We start from the raw sequence: 18,055 nt of genomic DNA on the forward strand, positions 1-18,055 counted from the left end.
CGTCGCTAATTTGGAATAACCAAACCACGCAACTCGTTCATTGCCTGATACTCGCTTGGAATGAACAAAAAGTGTACCGCAAAGGTCAACACGCTCTAGTGTTCCCTAGCCCCAGAAACTCAGCACTATCGTTAGAAACCTAACTTTCTTTTCACTGACTCCGGAAGCTCGGGAAGTGCATTTTTCGGAAGAAGAAACGTGGCCATATTAAAGAAATCGAGATAAATACGGTTTGATTCTGTTGTTTTTTTCAAATAGTGATGCCCCGAAGAGCCACCAGTGCCTATCTTTGTACCTAACATGCGCTGTACCATCATGGCATGTCTGTATCGCCAAATCGTTAGCTGCTCGTCTATTTCAGTAAGGGCGGTTATGAGTTGAAACGGCAGGTTGAAAACGGGCTCTTCAGAGTATTGTTTAATAAAGAGCGCCGATAACAGCGCGTTATGGCTCAGCCTGAACTTGCCTTCATCTCTTAACGTTTCAAATTGGTCATGATCAAACAATGCGTCAAAGTTATCTTTGGTCGCTTGCCAGTCTTTGAGCTCTTGACGCATCTCAATGTCAGACAACATCTCGTTACTCGCGATAGTGTCATAGTCGTCCTGCAGCATTTTGTCGGCCGCGTTTTTGTAATACTCCCAAAAATCGAAGTCTTCCATTTTAAGCAGTGGCATGCGTGATAGCCATTTATCTACAAGCTCAAATAAACTCGGTTTCTTTTCTAGGCCTTCAAGCAAAGCACGATCTTTGTCGTTCAAACGGTTATAGAAACTTTGCTGATCAAAATCGATTCTAAATTCGCGCTTTAGCCCCAGTGATATTTCTAAGCGCTTAAACTGAATGCTTTGAAAACCCGAAGCAGGTACTAGGTAGTCTCTAAATGACAGGAATTGTTGTGGTGTCATCGTCTCCATAATGGCGATTTGGTCGTTCATCAAACGCTGAATTGAAATCACCCGCTGTAAGCGCAATACCACCTGAGGAAGTTGCTGATCTTTTACTGTGTCTTGGTTGAAGGTATCAATAACCGCATTAAGCTCGTGAAGCACTTGTTTAAACCACAGCTCGTATACTTGATGCACAATGATAAACAAGGTTTCTTCATGCGCTGCTTCACCATACTTTTCACTCTGTAGCGCTTGGGCCCCTAAGATTTTGTCCAGTTGCAGGTAGTCGCCGTAATAGCATGGCTCAATATTCTTTTTCATGTCGTTCTCGCGTTTTGCATGTCTGAATGTCGTTTTGACTGCTGGTTTTTATTTTGACGGTGTAATTCTAACACCCCTTACTCGACAACCACAGAATACAAGCTATACCTTTATAGTGACAGGCTTCACATTGTTCAGTAGTTTATACTGTGTTGTATAAAAATATGTCCATTGGGCACAAATGACCGTAAGCAATGCGCTATTTACTGCCCAACGCGCTAGAAGGAAAAGGTAGGTTGCATGAAACTCGATGATGATATTCATAATTATTACGAACATCTTGTTTTGGAAAGAATTAGCAAAATGGGACTAGATAAAACTAAGACGGCTGATTATTTAGCCGACTTGTGTTGTTTAGCATTAAATCAAGTGCCGCCCCGCTACATTCGCTATGAAGTTGATATGGCATTTTATCTGCCACAAAGTGAACGCAAGCAAATGGAAATGAACGTAGAGCATGCCATTAGTAAAGCACTTAAATACTTAGATGAATCAGAAAAAACAAAGAAAGAAGAATCCGCATAGGGAGTTGATGGAGGTTTGGGTGGCGGGCCTCCAGCCACATCCCGGCACATGAGTCGTCTGCTGCGGCTGCTCCCTTCCAGGCCTGACCGGGTTCACAGAGTATCATTGCGGGAGGACCAAAAGCCCACCATAGAAAAAGCGACTAATGCAGTGTCGATTATCTAAATGATAACGCCCTGCGTCAGTGCGGGGCGCATTATGACTATTTGATTAAGAGTTTTCAACCCTTTAAATTAAATCTCTCTTCAGCAATAAGGTTAGCAACACGGTTTGTCGCGGCTCCCTCTTGCTCAGCACGTACATAAATTTCTTTTAGCGTGTCACCGATTTGCTCAATATGTGCGCGCATTGCTTCGTTTGAGCTTGATGGCATTCTTTGATGGAAGATATCAATCACGCCACCGGCATTAATTACGTAATCTGGTGCATATAAAATGCCGCGCTGGGTTAGTAACTCGCCAATATCTTCTCGCGCCAATTGGTTATTGGCAGCACCAGCGATAACCTTGGCTTTGATATCTGGAAGCGTTTGGTCATTAATAGCTGCGCCTAACGCACAAGGGGCTAACACATCGACATCTAGGCTTAGGATTTCTTCAGGTGCAACTGCCGTAGCACCCAATTCAGCAACGGCTTTTTCAACTCCTTCAGGATAAATATCAGCAACGTACAAGGTAGCACCATGCTCGTGAAGGTGCTTTGCAAGTCGGTAGCCCACATGCCCCATTCCTTGGATAGCAACAGAAACGCCATCTAAACTGCGTTTAAGGCCATATTCAACCGATGCTTTTAACCCAACAAAAACACCGTAGGCTGTCGAAGGTGCTGGATTTCCATCTGGCACTTCACCCGCGTAGTGATATTTTGCATGCACACCAGCGATGTAATCTGATTCTGTTGCCATAGTTTGCAAGTCGGTTACTGCAATGCCTGAATCTTCAGCGGTGAAATATTTGCCACCTAGTGATTCAACAAACTTGCCCATCGCCTTCATCATTTCTGGCGTTTTGGCCTTTCTTGGATCGCCAATAATGACCGACTTACCACCGCCCAACTCAAGATTGGCCATAGCCGCCTTGTATGTCATACCACGTGAAAGACGCAACACATCAGTGAGTGCTTCACCACTATTTACATATGGCCACATACGGCAACCGCCGAGCGCTGGGCCTAGGTTTGTATTGTGTACAGCAATAATGGCACTCAAGCCCGCTTCTTCGTCGTGGTAAAACGCTACATGTTCGTGTTTATCGAACTCTGGGTGATCAAAAACTGACATACATTCCCTATTATAACTGTGGTGAAATTAACTCAACGAGACCGCTTTATTACAACAGTAGTTGTCGTAGCAGGATCCCTATCATTTCAGCAATGTTAGCTGATTATTTTGAGGACAAGCCTTGCTAAGTTTGTTAATGAAATTTACAAACTGAAACAGAATGGAATTGAATACTATTTTTCTAGGACAACTATCCTAGGATTTTTTTTTATATATAATAAACATCATAAAAACGACGGAAACAGTGTTCATGAAATTGGATAAATTTGATCGTGAGATATTGCGGGTATTGCAGCAAGACGCCACAGTATCTATGGCTGACCTGAGCCAGCGCGTGGGACTTTCTCATACACCTTGCTGGCGCAGGGTGAAGCGTATGGAAGCAGATGGCATCATTTTAGGCAAAGTAACCTTGCTAAACAGCAAAAAACTCAATCTAGGTGTGTCTGTTTTTATTTACGTTACGCTAAAAAACCACGATGGCGATTCGTTGACGGATTTTGAAAATGCCGTTCAAAATATTGATGAAATTGTAGAATGTCATACTACAAGTGGTGAGAAAGATTATCTATTGAAGGTTATTGTGGAAAGCATTGAAGAGTACGAGTTTCTACTCAAAACCAAACTTACACATCTACCTCTTGTTGATCACCTAAGCTCTACGTTTGCGTTGAAGCAAGTAAAAAATACCACCGAGCTACCTATTAAAAGACAGTAGTTGATTAGCACAAAAAGGCCGCATTGTGGTTTGACTCTAACGTTTTAGAGTCACCCCAAATGCGGCCTTTTTTGTTTTGGACAAAAAATGCGAAACCTTAGTTTGCGTCGACTTGATTCTCAGGCTTTGCCTTGATGAATTCATCTAATGCATTGCAATTATCGGCTATTTTGCTTATCAATGGATACTGAGACATATCAACATTAAAGCGTAAAGCGTTGTACACTTGAGGCACAAGGCATACGTCAGCCATGGTGATATCGAAATCAAAGCAATATTTCCCTGCTTGCGTCTGCAAACGCTTTTCTATGCCATCAAACCCAACCTTAATCCAATGCGAGGCCCAGCGTGCCACATCGTCTTGTTGTGCATCGAAATTTCCCTTTAACGCATTAAGCACTCTAAGGTTACCCAAGGGCTGAATATCACAGGCAATATCCTGCGCCAATGCTCTAACGCGAGCTCGTTCAGTACGATGCTCTGGAATAAGGCGATGCTCCCCGTCATATCGTTCATCCAAATACTCGATAATAGACATTGATTGGTTAAGGATGATGTCTTCATCCTCATCGACCAAGGTAGGAACCAAATGTGAAGGATTTAGGCGTGTATAATTTTCTCCGTGCTGCTCACCACCATTATTCACCAAGTGAACCGGCACGTATTCGTATTCCACACCTTTTAGATTAAGCGCAATACGCACTCGATACGATGCTGTTGAACGCCAGTAACCATACAATTTGATGCTCATAAAACCACCTAGAGTTTCTAGTTAAAATGGTTGTGGAATTGCAGCCCTAATTATGTAGCTGCAATTTCACATTTTTGCCTTGCACCACACTGTGCGATTAGCTAAGTGGCTTTACTTGCTGTTCAATGGCACCAAACACACTGTTACCGTCGTTGTCGAGCATTTCAATACGAATACGGTCGCCAAACTGCATAAATGGTGTAGATGGCTTACCATCTCGAATCGTCTCGATCATACGCACTTCAGCAATACACGAGTACCCTAGTCCACCTTCAGAAATCGCAGAGCCATGTTCGGTGCCTTGTTTGTTCGACACCGTACCTGAACCAATGATAGCACCGGCACCTAAGTTGCGACTTTTCGCGGCGTGAGCAACCAATTGACCAAAGTTGAATGTCATATCTTGACCGGCTTCGGGCTTACCAAATAACTCACCGTTGTAGGTAGAACGAAGTGGAAGGTGTACTTTGCTATCACTCCACGCATCACCTAACTCATCTGGTGTCACTGCAACGGGTGAGAAGCTCGACGCAGGTTTCGATTGGAAGAAACCAAACCCTTTCGCCAACTCACCAGGGATGAGGCCGCGAAGCGATACATCATTCACCAACATCACTAAGCGAATACGCTCTGCAGCCTGCTCTGGCGAACACGCCATTGGCACATCGTCAGTGACCACAGCAACTTCGCCTTCAAAATCTATTCCCCAATCGTCACTTGGCAGAATAATATCATCGTTAGGTCCGATGAAATCATCAGAACCACCTTGATACATTAGAGGATCTGTCCAAAATGTTTCTGGCATTTCAGCGCCACGAGCTTTGCGCACTAACTCTACGTGGTTAACGTAGGCACTGCCATCAGCCCACTGGTAGGCACGCGGAAGCGGAGATTCGCAGCGCGTGGAGTCAAATGCCACACTTTCGCAACTATTGTCGTTAAGCTGCTGATAACGCATTTGTAATTGAGGAGCGATGTCTTGCCAGCTATCCAATGCCTCTTGCATTGTTTTCGCAATATCTTGTGCGCTACACGCTCGAGAAAGATCGCGCGACACCACCATTAAGCAGCCATCGCGAGTTTCATTCTTATAAGTAGCCAATTTCATTTGTCATTCCTCGAATCTACATTGTGTTTTCTATAACTATAGTTATGCCACTAAAGACGGGGTATTGAGAAGCAACAAACATGCGAAGTTTTTGGGCGCTGTAAGAAACCCTGTACGCAAAAAGTATGACGGATTCCTCTAACCCCTTATTTATTGAGGGAAACGCGTGTTGTAAATAAAACGTAACACGCGTTGAGAGACTGATTTCTCACTAAGTTGTGAACAGAACCACTCTTTAGAAGCGGGATTGCTACAGTTTAACAGTGGCCTTATTAATACCATATTCCCGCAGTTTATTGGCAATTGCCGTATGGCTTAACCCTAACTTTTTCGCCAACTGACGAGTACTTGGGTAGAAAGGGTAAAGACGTTTTAGCAGATCCTTTTCGAACTTTTTCACTTCTTCATCTAACGTGCCATCGAAGTTCTCATCAATGTAAGTGACACTAGGCGCACAACTTGGCAATTGAATGTCTTCTTTGGTAATTTCCTTTCCATCAAGTAACGACAATGCTCGATACAAAGCATTCTGTAATTGCCTGACATTACCTGGCCACGGGTATTGCTGCAGAAAGTCAACGCATGACTTACTCAGTTTCGCTGGACGTCGGCCCAATTTCGTACTGTGTTGAACTATAAACGACTCTGCCAGAGGCACAATATCTTGGCGTCTGTCTTTCAAAGACGGCATCACTAAACTCAATACGTTAAGTCGATAATATAGCTCTTTTCTAAAGCGGCCTTCTTCAACAAGCTGTCCTAAATCGCGACACGTGGTACAAATAAAGCGTACGTCAACTTTAACTGGCTCTGCATCACCTACACGCCTAAACTCGCCGTCTTCCAATACGCGTAGTAATTTTGCCTGCAGTTGAGAAGACATGTCAGCGATTTCATCAAGCAGCAGTGTTCCACCTTTAGCCTGCTCAAGTAACCCAACTTTTGCATTTGGCTGATTAAAAGCACCTGCTGCATAACCAAACAATTCAGTTTCTGCCACGCTATCAGGTAGAGACGCACAGTTAAGCGCTAGAAACGCACCTTCACTGCGACGACTCGATTGATGGCACGCTCGTGCGATCATTTCTTTACCCGTGCCCGTCTCGCCAAAAATAAGAATTGGCGCGTCGAGGTCTGCAACACGTTTGGCCTCATGCACTACGCGTTTCATAAAAGGAGAGTGCGTAACAAAGCGGTCAAAACTGTCTGTGGGCGATTGGTGAAACGCGGTAAATTGCTGTCCTAAACGCATTTCTGATTTAAGAATAACCACCGCCCCTGCCATAATTTTGTTTTGATCACCATCGGGTACAGTAATGGGCAACATATCAGCAAGGTAGTCTTGCTGAATAAACTTCACTTTCGACGTTTGAGGGCCGGGGGATTTACCATCCATCCATTTGATGAAATTGAAACCTTTCACCACTTCACTAATGTCAGTGCCTTCAATCTCACTGCTGGCTATCTCTAAACCAGCACAGACGGCTTCGTTACATAATAAAATATTGCCTTTAGCATCAATTGAGAAAACCGGATCGGGCAACGTGCGTAGAATCGCAGAAAGTTGGTTTTTTTCACGCTCACCAGGCATAAACAGCGTAGTCTTTACATCATCGATTCCGTCGATGCGACGAATCTGAGGCATTAAATGCTGAAAATCGGCAAACTCAATATTGGGAAAATTAAGGAAAATTTTACCTGCCGGATCAATCTCGATACCTCGCAGGTCGATTTCTTTGGTAACTAGAATATCTAAAACGTCTTGTGTAATTCCAAGGCGATCCTGACAACTGATTTCTAAGCGCATAGGGTGTTATAGTAAGGTTTGTAAACTTATATGTACAAGATACCATACTTTTACAAAAAGATAACAATATAATTGTTACAGAAGTTGAAAAATGCGATGAATGACGCACAAATAATCTGGAAAGCTTTCAAATACAAAGAATGCCGCGTCATCGACCGGCATCCTATAAAAAGTACATTTATTTAACAAGCACTGTTTAACGCACTAGCTTGCTTTTTTCTCTTTAGGTGGGAAAAGTGGGGAAAACAAACCTAAAGACTTTGCCTCTTCCACCAAAGCCATGATGTCCATTTCTGCCAATTCAAACAAGTGGTCAAACTCTGGCAAGATATAATACAAAGGCTGCATTATATCTATGCGGTAAGGCGTTCTTAACGCATCTATTGCGGTTAATGGGTTGCGTAGTGGTTTATCACTATCAAGCGCATAAATGGTTTCACCTGGAGATGACAGGATCCCACCGCCGTATATTTTAAGGTCGCCTTGTGCGCGTACTAAACCAAATTCAACCGTAAACCAATACAAACGCGCAAGGTATACCCTGTCTTCCTTACTCGCCTCAAGCCCCAACTTACCGTAGGTATGCGTGAAATGCGCAAAGGCCGGGTTAGTTAAAAGCGGGCAATGTCCAAACACTTCGTGGAAGATGTCAGGTTCTTGCAAATAATCAAACTCTTCACGTGTGCGAATGAAAGTAGCTACTGGAAACTGTTTATTGGCCAGTAGGCGAAAAAACTCTCCAAAGTTAATGAGTGCTGGCACTTCTGCTGTTTGCCACCCCGTTTTTTCCATTAACACGCGGTTGATGTCAGGTAACTGTGGAATTTTATCTTGGCTGAGATTTAACAGCTCAAGACCATCGAGATATTCCTGACAGGCACGTTCTTCCACTAAGGGAATCTGTCTAGCGTACAATTCAGACCAAATCTGATTTTCTTCATCGGACCATGCGATAAAGCCGTTTTCATCAGATTCTCTTGATTGGTACTGGGTCGATTTTGGCATAACTTCAATTAACCAATTTTCCGTAAAAAGTATGCACATTAGTCTAATGAAAAACAGACTTTGGAAAAGTAGCGATGCGTTTGGAGCATTGCTTTCTGCTGTAACAAGAATTTTACATCATAGCTTTAAAGCACTGATTTTAAGCACAAAAAAGCCGCTTTTAGAAAGCGGCTTTTTGAGATATTACGAGGCTGCTAAAGGCGACTAATTTCTTTGTTGAGTTGATACTCTCTAGACGTTACATACGTCTCCATTTTACGTAGTCGACTTTCTGCTTTTTCGAAACGATTGCGAATGTCGTGAAAGGCTTGCTTTGGCGGCTCACCTGCTTGCCACACTTTTGTTTTCACTTCCACTTTAGGGCTTTTCACCTGGCCTGCGTTAGGATTTCTCCAACCTTTACCTTTCGAAAATACAGGCTGTGGCTGCTCAGTTTCCAATCCGCTAGGCTTTTTATCTAAGATGAACCATGCTGCGACATAAGCGACTAACATAAATGGTCCGGCTAAAAGGAAAAACCCGGTTACCACTAAAATTCTTACCAACCATGTTTCTAGACCGAAGTATTCTGCTACGCCTGAACATACACCGGCAATTCTTGCATTGTCTGGGTTGCGATAGAGCTGTTTACCGTTTCTCATGCTCTATTCCTCCACTCAGGTGCCTCGCTATCTAGAATGGCTTCAAGGGTCTCAATACGTTCACTCATTTTTTCAGCTTGCTCTGCAAGCACTTGGAGTGTGGCGTACTCTTCGGCACTCAACCCTTGGCTAACTTGTTTCTTGCTGCGGTAATGCAAGATTAACCAAATTGGCGCAACAAAAATTGTGAATACAATTAACGGCGTTACCAATAATGCAATGATACCTTCTTCCATCTCGTAATCTCCAACAAACCCCGACCAGTCTGCCCCACTCTTATCCTAACTGGTGAGGCAGCGCCCTATTCTTATTATTCTGACTTTTCAGTGCTTTTATTCGCACCTTTAACTTTAGCTTTTAATGCCGCTAGTTCGTCTTCAACTTTGTCGCTAGCTTCTAATTCAGCGAACTCGTCTTGTAACGTTTTCTTGCCTAGATCGTATGCTTCAACTTGAGACTCAAGATCATCAATTTTACGCTCATACTGTTCGAAGCGGCCCATTGCGTTATCTACTTTACTGCTATCAAGCGTCTTTTTCACCTCTAATCGCGAGCTTGCGGTTTTTTGGCGCATGATGATCGCTTTCTGGCGCGTCTTAGCGTCTGCTAGCTTTTCTTGAAGCTGACTGATTTCATCTTGAAGCTTGCTAATTTGCTCTTCAACAATCGTTAACTCTTTGCTCAACGATTCAGCCGCCTCTGCTGACTTCTTCTTCTCTTGAAGTGCCGCACGAGCCAAGTCTTCACGGTCTTTGCTTAGTGCCAATTCCGCTTTGGCTTGCCAATCACTTGCGTCACTTTCGTATTTCGCAATTTGATTAACGATATCTTTTTTGTTCGCTAGTGTTTTCGCTGAAGCTGAACGCACTTCTACTAGCGTGTCTTCCATTTCCTGAATGATTAATCTAACCATTTTTTCAGGATCTTCCGCCTTATCTAAAAGCGCATTTATGTTTGAATTCACAATATCTGTGAAACGCGAGAAGATACCCATAATAATTACCTCTTGCTAAATATCTGGTTGTCGAAACAACTCATTTGATAAACACGGTTACTCTTGCCATTAATATATACAATATGCTTGCCAACCTGCAAAAACTTGTAAACCACTGATTAAAATAAGCTTTTATTCATTTCAAATAATACTCGTTTATCCATATGTTTTGTTCTACACTATTAATTGGTCGAAATGACTAACTTTTGAGGGATTTAATGAGTAGGTATCGCCAACAGGACAATTTGCTAGGCCAAGCAAATAGTTTCTTAGAAATTTTAGAGCAGATTTCACAAATAGCACCGTTAGATAAACCCGTATTAGTTATAGGAGAACGTGGTACGGGTAAAGAGCTTATTGCAGCGCGTTTGCATTTCTTATCGAAACGCTGGGACCAAAACTACGTAAAACTTAATTGTGCTGCGCTAAGCGAGAGTTTGTTAGAAAGTGAACTCTTTGGTTATGAAGCTGGTGCATTTACCGGAGCTTCAAAACGAAGAGAAGGACGCTTCGAAGTTGCACATAATGGCACGCTATTTTTAGATGAACTTGCTAACACTTCAGGGCTTATTCAAGAGAAACTACTACGCGTTGTTGAATACGGCGAATTTGAACGTGTCGGTGGCAGTAAGTCAGTTAAAACTGACGTACGTTTAATTGCCGCTACCAACGAAGACTTGCCCACATTGGCAGAGGCTGGAGAATTTAGAGCCGACCTACTCGACAGACTGGCCTTTGATGTAATCACAATCCCTCCACTTCGCGAGCGCCGAGAAGATATAATGATGCTTGCTGAAAACTTCGCAATTAACATGGCGCGCGAGATGGAAATGGAGTTATTTAGTGGTTTTACCGAGAAGGCTAAGCGCACACTACTTGATTACGATTGGCCAGGTAACATACGTGAGCTAAAAAACGTGGTTGAGCGAGCAGTTTACCGCACCAATAACCCTCACCTTCCTGTGCATGAAATTGTATTAGATCCGTTTGAATCAGTTTTCCGCCCTACAAGCCGAGTGAAAACAAACGATCGAGTAAGTACCGAGAGTATTGCCACACCTGCTGCACCCCAGGCTAGTGAACCAAGCCATTCTATTGAGTCAGTCGCACCAAAAGCCGCCGACATACCCGAAAATATCGATTATCCTATTGATTTGAAAGAACGCTCTCAACAATATGAGATAGATATGATAAAACAGGCACTTGCTGACAGTCAGTTTAATCAAAAGAAAACAGCCGATAAGCTAAGTCTGACGTATCATCAGCTTCGTGGTTACCTTAAAAAGTACAATTTACTAGATTCTTCCGCTGAGAACGTCGAGGCGTAAAGCATGTTAAATGGTTTTGTAAAGCGTTTGGCCCTGTGCCTATGTAGCGCACTGCTTGTCGTCTCCTGCGGCAAGCAAAATAAACAAGCGTTTTACAACACTGGTGTTATTTACTGCTCAGAAAGTAACCCTGTTACATTTAACCCTCAGCTAGACACATCAAGTACGACTTCTGACGCGACGTCTCATCAACTTTATGACCGCTTGTTAGACTTTGATCCAGACTCAGGACGCATTGTACCGAGCTTAGCGAGTAGTTGGTTGGTGACTAACGATGGCTTAACCTATGCGTTTCAATTACGCAAAGATGTAGCTTTTCACACCACTGACTATTTTACGCCAACGCGTAACTTCAACGCTGACGATGTTATTTTTAGTATTGATCGATGGCGATTGAACTCACATTCATATCATTATGTATCAGGTGGTCGCTACCCCTATTTTGAAAGTCTTGGGCTCGCGCAGAATATTGCGGCCGTTGAGCGTGTCAACGGCTACCGTGTCGAGATAACACTCAAGCGCAGAGACAGTTCTTTTCTAGCAAACCTCGCCACTGACTTTGCCGTCATTTTATCTGAAGAATATGCCACACATCTGGCAGAACAAGGTACACCGAGTAAAATTGACCAACTCCCCATTGGCACTGGTCCATTTAAGTTCGACAGCTACCGTAAAGACCACTTTATCAAATACCTCCGCCACTATGACTATTGGCGGTTAGCTGAGCTACAAAAGTCTCAACAACTTGCGTCAGTTAATTCACCTGAATTCGACGAGCAACTTGAAGAGCAACAACCCCAAGAGGCAAAGCCGCAGCATGTTGAACAGCTTATCTTTGATATTACGCCAAAGAGTTCCTTGCGTTTGGCTAAGCTTATGACTGGCGAGTGTGATGCAACGGCTTTTCCCGCGCAGACAGAGCTTGAAGTCATCCGCACGAGAGACGACCTAATCTTGGCAGAAAAACCTGGACTTAATATTGGTTTTTGGGCGTTTAATACACAACGACCACCGTTTGATAACCCCATTGTAAGAAGAGCACTAGCCGCGGCTATCGATAAAAACACGCTGCTTGAAGCGGTTTATTTTGATAGCGCAACCCGCGCGAAAACTTTATTACCGGCGGCTAGCTGGGCCTTTCAAAACGATGCAGACGATACCGCTTATAACCCTGTTCTTGCGAGAAAACTACTGGCTGATGCCGGTATTGAGCAGGGCTTCACAATGACCATATGGGCGATGCCTGTAGAGCGAGCATATAATCCTAACGCCAATAAAATGGCTGAACTTATTCAACGTTACCTGCGTGATGTGGGGGTTGAAGCCACTATTGTAAGTTATGATTGGGCAACCTTTAGGCGCCACCTTTTGGAAGGTCTCCATGACTCAGTGCTTATTGGCTGGTCGGCGGACAATGGCGATCCCGACAACTTCTATCGACCATTGTTAAGTTGCGACGCCATACCCTCCGGCACAAACAGAGCCATGTGGTGCAATGAAGATTATGATAGATTGCTCAATGAGGCACTACAGACTGACGATATCGATGAGCGCAGTGCTATTTATCAGCAAGTAAACCGCTTACTGTATGAGCGCTTGCCTCTTGTACCCATTGCTCATGCCTATCGCTACCAAGCGTACCGACAAGAACTTGAGCATATGACAATTAACCCCTTCGGTGGTGTTCGCTTTGGTGGAGTTGAGAAAACGCTGTGATCCAAATCCTCGTTAGATATTGCACATTACTTGTACTCACCCTTTTGGTGTTAGCTGTGATGTCGTTTTCGTTAGCCTATTTATTCCCCGGCGACACATTGGAAAATCTCACAGGTTTAGTACCGCAAAATGAGATACAGCGTCAGGCATTAGAGCGACAGTTTAAGCTAGATAGCGGTTATGTGGTTCAATTCGTTAATTATCTGGGAAACCTAGTCACCGGCGAGTGGGGCTATAGTTTCACCTCAGGATTACCGCTTCGCGACGAGGTTGGCGTTGCCATGCCTGCCACTATAGAGTTAGCCACCTATGCAATGTTGATGGCATTATTTGTTGGCATTCCATTAGGATATTACGCAGGCATTCGCTGCTATTCAACGTCAGATCATTTAATAAACAGCGCAAGTATCACCACGTATTCTTTTCCTGTGTTTTGGTTTGCGCTGTTACTCATATTAATCTTCAGCTTGCAGTTAGATGCTGCGCCCTTGTCAGGGCGAATAAGCCTGCTTTATGACATTGAACCGGTAACTGGTTTTATTTTGATAGATATACTAGTAAGCAATGTCGAGAATAAGTCATTAGCATTTAAAGATGCGCTGTCACACTTAGCGCTGCCCACATTCGCCATTGGTGCAATTACCACTGCTTCGATGATACGGATAACAAGGCGCTCTGTTATCGATGTAAAGCATCGTCCTTACATCGCAGCCGCTGTTTCTCGCGGACTTTCAAGTTGGCAAATTTTCTTTCGTCACGTATTGCGAAATGCTCTGCTTCCTATATTGCCATTAATGGCAATACAAATCACAACGCTAATTACCAATGCCATGATTGTAGAGACCCTATTTTCGTGGCCTGGCATCGGTAATTGGTTAATACAGGCTATTTACCAGCGAGATTATCCGGCGCTTCGCATAGGCATGATGGCGGTATCAACCCTAGTTATTACATTGACTATACTCGTCGACTTATTTAATCGATTGATAGACCCAAGCAGAGAGAAATACGAACGTGCCACAGTTTAGTTTATACGACGAAGAGTTCCATCCGTCGCCGTGGCAGCGGACATGGGCTGCCTTTAAAGCGAGTCACATCGCTATGGTTGGCTTGTTTATGCTGGGCTTATTTGTCTTTTGTGCACTTTTTGCGCCTGTTATCACCCCATATGATGCAATAGAACAAAACATCGATGGTTTGCTGGTCCCCCCAAGCTGGATGGCTAATGGTGCCATTTCACATTTTTTTGGTACTGACGCACTGGGTAGAGACCTTTTTACACGTATTATTTATGGGTGTCGTATCACGTTGGGAACGGCGTTTATAACGGTTGTTTTAGCTATGCTTGTTGGCGTAAGTTTAGGAACGTTTGCAGGCATGCTGCGCGGTGTACGCTCAAGTATTGTGAATCACTTGCTTGATGCACTTATGGCAATACCTACACTACTTATTGCTATCATCATTGTCGCAATTCTAGGAACGGGATTGGTTAACAGTATGTGGGCCATAACATTGGCGCTTATTCCACAGTTCGTTCACCACACCCGAAGCTTTGTCCGCCAAGAAATGAAGAAAGAGTACATTATTGCATCGAAACTTGACGGTGCCAGCAGGTGGCAACTTTTCGTGCATTCTATTTTGCCCAATATGACAGAGATGCTTGTGGTCCAAGGTACATTGGCACTTTCTATTGCTGTTATCGACATTTCAGCTCTGGGCTTTTTGAGTTTAGGTGCGCAGTCGCCACTTCCAGAGCTTGGTGTTATTTTAGCGGACGGTTTGGACGTGGCCTATCTGGCACCATGGAATGTAGCTGTCCCTGGTATGGCAATTTTCTTTCTCGTACTGTCGATTAATATTGTTGGCGACGGTTTACGCTCAGCACTAAGAAAAAGAGTGAGTCACTAAAATGCCAATGCTTGATATCAAAAACCTCACCCTTGAAATGCAAAGCAGTGATGGAACAATTAAGGCATTAGATAAAGTCAATTTATCAGTGAGCAGTGGTGAAATCAGAGCGCTTGTAGGTGAATCGGGGTCAGGAAAAAGCTTAATTGTATCGGCAATTTGTGGCGCGCTACCTAATCAGTGGAACCTTACTGCAGATCGAATGAGTTGGAACGGTGAAAACTTATTAGGCATGTCGGTGCAACAGCGCAGAGAAGTCATGCGCAGAGAAATTGCTGTGGTATTTCAAAACCCGCAAGCCAGCCTCGACCCGTCGGCCACATTAGGCGAACAGTTGGAAGAGAGTATTCCCGATGAATTTGTCGAAGGCACATGGTTCTGGCAAAGAGCACAACATCGTAAAAAGATTGCGATAAGCACGGTACATAAAGTAGGGATCAAGCACCATAAGCATTATCTAAGCGCCTTCCCTCACCAAATTCCCGCCGACATCGGCCAGAAATTTATGATTGCCATGGCGTTGGTATCACAACCAAAGTTACTTATTGCCGACGACCCTACGCGCGGAATGGAGCCCACTACGAAAACGCAAATTCTTAAGCTTTTTACGCGGTTAAATCAAACTCGCTCATTGTCGATTTTGTTTGTAAGTCATGACTTACTTGCGATTGCTAGCATGTCTCATTCAATGACAGTGCTTTATGCAGGGCAAACTGTTGAATCTGGCAAGATGAAGCATATTAAAAAGCGACCATTGCATCCGTACACCAAAGCACTACTTGATAGTGCACCGAGTTTTCGAAAAGATTTACCACCAAAGTCACATTTACCGACGCTTGGTGGTTCTATTCCAACTCTTCAGCATTTACCCATTGGATGCCGGTTAGGGCCTCGATGCCCAAGAGCACAACGTGCCTGCGTGCAAACACCAGCAGTACGCCGTATTCATGACCATAGCTATAGTTGCCATTACCCGTTGCATATGGAGAAGCTGTAATGGACATCATGCAGGTTAAACAACTGACTTTTATTCACAACGAGAAAAAACGCTGGCTTAAGCGACCAGAAATATTTCAGTTAGGCCCCGTGGATTTAAGTGTGAAACGAGGAGAAACCATTGCAATTATTGGTGAGAATCGTTCTGGCAAATCACTGCTTGCTAAGCTTTTAGTTGGCGCCATTCCTGCTGATGCTGGCGAGATAGAAATAAATACGCATAAATATTTGGCGAAGTATCAATCTAAGGAAAGCCAACAAAAGCGTACGCACGATATCCGCATGATTTTACAACACAGTAGTGAGTCGATGAACCCGGCTGTGCCAGTAGGTAAAATTCTCGACGAGCCTCTTCGCTTAAATACGGATTTAACCGAAGCTCAAAGAAAACCCATAGTGGAAGATATGCTGGTTAAAGTCGGCCTACTTCGCGAGCACTATTACTTTTATCGACATATGCTGTCAGACGGTCAGCAACAACGCGTGGCTCTCGCTAGAGCTATTGTACTCAAACCTAAAGTACTTGTCGCAGACGAGCCTTTCGCGGCCCTAGACCCCTCGATTCGCTCTCAAACTGTCAATTTGATATTGGAGTTGCAACAAGAATTAGGGCTCGCCTTTATTTTTATTAGCCACAATTTGGGTATTGTCCGTCATATTGCCGATAGGATAATCGTGATGGAGAACGGTGAAATTGTGGAAGAAGGCAAAACTGAAACCATTTTTAGGTGGCCACAGCACGTGAGAACAAAGAAGTTAGTCACCGCTTATCAATCTTTAGTGCCCCAACATACTATTCGATAGCCGTTATTGCGTTTACATGGCGTTTACGTGGGCTATTGAGTAAAGAAAAGGGCAAGTAATGAAAAGGGCGGCTTCGCAGCCGCCCTTTTCTTTCACTATGTCGTTTTTAACGTTTTAAACTGCAATTTGGCTAGCCTACCAACGCAAGCAATATCCCCGCCGCTACCGCGCTACCTAACACACCCGCCACATTTGGCCCCATCGCATGCATTAACAAGAAATTGTGTGGATTAGCTTCAAGTCCAACTTTGTTAACCACACGCGCGGCCATAGGAACGGCAGAAACCCCTGCCGCACCAATTAGTGGGTTAATGGCACCGCCTGACAATCTACTCATGAGCTTTGCCATCAGTACGCCTGCTGCAGTACCAATTGCAAACGCGATGGCGCCTAGCCCTAAAATTCCAAGCGTCTCGACAGTCAAAAACTTATCTGCTGAGAGTTTTGAGCCCACGGCAAGCCCCAAGAAGATTGTTACTGTGTTGATAAGCTCGTTCTGAGCTGTCTTACTTAGCCTGTCGACCACACCACACTCTTTCATTAAATTGCCAAAACAAAACATGCCAACTAATGGCGTGGCCGCCGGTAGGAACAAGATTGTTAAAAATAACACGGCAAGCGGAAAAATTATTTTTTCTCTTTGCGATACCGGACGCAACTGGCCCATTTTTATCTCGCGCTCTTCTTTAGTGGTTAACGCTTTCATTATGGGCGGCTGAATAATAGGCACTAACGCCATGTATGAATAGGCGGCAACCGCAATAGCGCCGAGCAAATCGGGAGCCAAACGTGACGCTAAAAAGATAGCTGTAGGCCCATCTGCGCCGCCAATAATGGCAATAGCACTAGCGTCTTTTAGCGTAAACTCGAAACCGGGTACCCAATTAAGGGCAATGGCGCCAAACAATGTAGCGAATATGCCGAACTGTGCAGCAGCGCCTAACAATAACATTTTTGGGTTTGCGATAAGTGCACTAAAGTCAGTCATCGCGCCAACACCCATAAAAATAAGCAAGGGAAACACCCCCGTGTCTATGCCTATTTTGTATATGTAATACAACAGTCCTCCAGCCTCAGAGAAGCCTGCTAGAGGAATATTAGTAAGTAACGCACCAAAACCTATTGGCAATAAAAGAAGCGGCTCAAATTTCTTTACGATGGCTAAGTACAATAAGCCAAAGCCCACCGCCATCATCACTAGTTGGCCCGCCTCAAAGTGCGCAAGCGCTGTGCTATCCCAGAGCACCATTAACTTGTCCATGAA

19 protein-coding genes and 1 other RNA gene are annotated in these 18,055 nt (G+C 44.0%); 9 read left to right on the top strand and 11 right to left on the bottom strand.

Going from position 1 to position 18,055, the window contains the following annotated elements; genetic code table 11:
• Nucleotides 1-131: 131 nt before the first annotated feature.
• Entirely contained in the window at nucleotides 132-1,211 is a 1,080-nt protein-coding gene (locus tag LHL20_RS03250; protein ID WP_226432242.1) for a tryptophan 2,3-dioxygenase family protein, read from the bottom strand.
• 240 nt (nucleotides 1,212-1,451) lie between these two features.
• Here LHL20_RS03250 and LHL20_RS03255 point away from each other — a divergent pair, with 240 nt between their 5' ends.
• Nucleotides 1,452-1,736: a late competence development ComFB family protein gene (locus tag LHL20_RS03255; protein ID WP_226432243.1), complete on the top strand. Its 285-nt coding sequence runs from the start codon at nucleotides 1,452-1,454 to the stop codon at nucleotides 1,734-1,736.
• 25 nt (nucleotides 1,737-1,761) lie between these two features.
• On the opposite strand, the gene ffs is transcribed toward LHL20_RS03255, so the two are convergent.
• Together ffs and LHL20_RS03265 are read right to left on the bottom strand one after the other, a co-directional pair.
• Nucleotides 1,762-1,858, bottom strand: an RNA gene (gene ffs / locus LHL20_RS03260) — signal recognition particle sRNA small type.
• 98 nt (nucleotides 1,859-1,956) lie between these two features.
• On the bottom strand, nucleotides 1,957-3,015 hold the full coding sequence (locus tag LHL20_RS03265; RefSeq protein WP_226432244.1) for a Glu/Leu/Phe/Val dehydrogenase dimerization domain-containing protein: 1,059 nt from the start codon (nucleotides 3,013-3,015) through the stop codon (nucleotides 1,957-1,959).
• A 250-nt stretch (nucleotides 3,016-3,265) separates the two neighbouring features.
• Here LHL20_RS03265 and LHL20_RS03270 point away from each other — a divergent pair, with 250 nt between their 5' ends.
• The gene (locus LHL20_RS03270) at nucleotides 3,266-3,733 is read left to right on the top strand and encodes an Lrp/AsnC family transcriptional regulator (RefSeq protein ID WP_014948689.1); all 468 of its coding nucleotides are present in this window, start codon (nucleotides 3,266-3,268) and stop codon (nucleotides 3,731-3,733) included.
• 97 nt (nucleotides 3,734-3,830) lie between these two features.
• Here LHL20_RS03270 and maiA read toward each other — a convergent pair whose 3' ends face one another.
• From maiA to phhA, 4 genes are all read right to left on the bottom strand, one after another.
• Complete coding sequence (gene maiA, locus LHL20_RS03275) at nucleotides 3,831-4,484, bottom strand: maleylacetoacetate isomerase (RefSeq protein WP_226432245.1); 654 nt, start codon at nucleotides 4,482-4,484, stop codon at nucleotides 3,831-3,833.
• A 97-nt stretch (nucleotides 4,485-4,581) separates the two neighbouring features.
• Nucleotides 4,582-5,592: a fumarylacetoacetate hydrolase family protein gene (locus LHL20_RS03280; RefSeq protein ID WP_226432246.1), complete on the bottom strand. Its 1,011-nt coding sequence runs from the start codon at nucleotides 5,590-5,592 to the stop codon at nucleotides 4,582-4,584.
• 250 nt (nucleotides 5,593-5,842) lie between these two features.
• The gene (tyrR, locus tag LHL20_RS03285; RefSeq protein WP_202264276.1) at nucleotides 5,843-7,399 is read right to left on the bottom strand and encodes a transcriptional regulator TyrR; all 1,557 of its coding nucleotides are present in this window, start codon (nucleotides 7,397-7,399) and stop codon (nucleotides 5,843-5,845) included.
• A gap of 204 nt (nucleotides 7,400-7,603) precedes the next feature.
• Complete coding sequence (gene phhA, locus LHL20_RS03290) at nucleotides 7,604-8,404, bottom strand: phenylalanine 4-monooxygenase (protein WP_226432247.1); 801 nt, start codon at nucleotides 8,402-8,404, stop codon at nucleotides 7,604-7,606.
• A 46-nt stretch (nucleotides 8,405-8,450) separates the two neighbouring features.
• On the opposite strand from phhA, the gene LHL20_RS03295 reads away from it, so the two are divergent.
• Nucleotides 8,451-8,612 (top strand): hypothetical protein, encoded by a 162-nt coding sequence (locus LHL20_RS03295; protein WP_226432248.1) that lies wholly within the window; start codon nucleotides 8,451-8,453, stop codon nucleotides 8,610-8,612.
• Here the strand turns inward: LHL20_RS03295 and pspC are convergent.
• The 3 genes from pspC to pspA all read right to left on the bottom strand — a co-directional run bounded on the left by pspC (nucleotide 8,599) and on the right by pspA (nucleotide 10,039).
• The gene (pspC, locus tag LHL20_RS03300) at nucleotides 8,599-9,045 is read right to left on the bottom strand and encodes an envelope stress response membrane protein PspC (protein ID WP_202264272.1); all 447 of its coding nucleotides are present in this window, start codon (nucleotides 9,043-9,045) and stop codon (nucleotides 8,599-8,601) included. The two genes, LHL20_RS03295 and pspC, sit on opposite strands and share 14 nt — an antisense overlap.
• Nucleotides 9,042-9,281: an envelope stress response membrane protein PspB gene (pspB, locus tag LHL20_RS03305; RefSeq protein WP_159623409.1), complete on the bottom strand. Its 240-nt coding sequence runs from the start codon at nucleotides 9,279-9,281 to the stop codon at nucleotides 9,042-9,044. Before pspB ends, pspC begins: the two co-directional genes overlap by 4 nt.
• Nucleotides 9,282-9,355: 74 nt before the next feature.
• Nucleotides 9,356-10,039 (bottom strand): phage shock protein PspA, encoded by a 684-nt coding sequence (gene pspA / locus LHL20_RS03310; protein ID WP_202264270.1) that lies wholly within the window; start codon nucleotides 10,037-10,039, stop codon nucleotides 9,356-9,358.
• 218 nt (nucleotides 10,040-10,257) lie between these two features.
• Here pspA and pspF point away from each other — a divergent pair, with 218 nt between their 5' ends.
• From pspF to LHL20_RS03340, 6 genes are read left to right on the top strand one after another with little or no spacing between them, the layout of a single operon-like run.
• Nucleotides 10,258-11,367, top strand: coding sequence for a phage shock protein operon transcriptional activator (gene pspF, locus LHL20_RS03315; RefSeq protein ID WP_226432249.1), 1,110 nt, complete (start codon nucleotides 10,258-10,260; stop codon nucleotides 11,365-11,367).
• 3 nt (nucleotides 11,368-11,370) lie between these two features.
• The gene (locus tag LHL20_RS03320) at nucleotides 11,371-13,083 is read left to right on the top strand and encodes an ABC transporter substrate-binding protein (protein ID WP_226432250.1); all 1,713 of its coding nucleotides are present in this window, start codon (nucleotides 11,371-11,373) and stop codon (nucleotides 13,081-13,083) included.
• Entirely contained in the window at nucleotides 13,080-14,111 is a 1,032-nt protein-coding gene (locus tag LHL20_RS03325; protein ID WP_226432251.1) for an ABC transporter permease subunit, read from the top strand. Before LHL20_RS03320 ends, LHL20_RS03325 begins: the two co-directional genes overlap by 4 nt.
• Nucleotides 14,098-14,991, top strand: coding sequence for an ABC transporter permease subunit (locus tag LHL20_RS03330; RefSeq protein WP_202264262.1), 894 nt, complete (start codon nucleotides 14,098-14,100; stop codon nucleotides 14,989-14,991). The genes LHL20_RS03325 and LHL20_RS03330 overlap by 14 nt, the downstream gene beginning before the upstream one ends.
• Nucleotide 14,992: 1 nt before the next feature.
• A complete protein-coding gene (locus tag LHL20_RS03335; RefSeq protein ID WP_202264260.1) occupies nucleotides 14,993-15,988 on the top strand; it encodes a peptide ABC transporter ATP-binding protein in 996 nt (331 codons plus the stop codon).
• Nucleotides 15,988-16,791 carry an ATP-binding cassette domain-containing protein gene (locus tag LHL20_RS03340; RefSeq protein ID WP_159623421.1) on the top strand — a complete coding sequence of 268 codons (804 nt, stop codon included), beginning with the start codon at nucleotides 15,988-15,990 and terminating at the stop codon, nucleotides 16,789-16,791. The genes LHL20_RS03335 and LHL20_RS03340 overlap by 1 nt, the downstream gene beginning before the upstream one ends.
• A 130-nt stretch (nucleotides 16,792-16,921) precedes the next feature.
• On the opposite strand, the gene LHL20_RS03345 is transcribed toward LHL20_RS03340, so the two are convergent.
• Nucleotides 16,922-18,052 (bottom strand): sodium ion-translocating decarboxylase subunit beta, encoded by a 1,131-nt coding sequence (locus LHL20_RS03345; protein WP_226432252.1) that lies wholly within the window; start codon nucleotides 18,050-18,052, stop codon nucleotides 16,922-16,924.
• Nucleotides 18,053-18,055 lie beyond the last annotated feature (3 nt).

Origin of the sequence: Alteromonas sp. McT4-15, assembly GCF_020515205.1 — a bacterium.
Classification (GTDB): Bacteria; Pseudomonadota; Gammaproteobacteria; order Enterobacterales; family Alteromonadaceae; genus Alteromonas.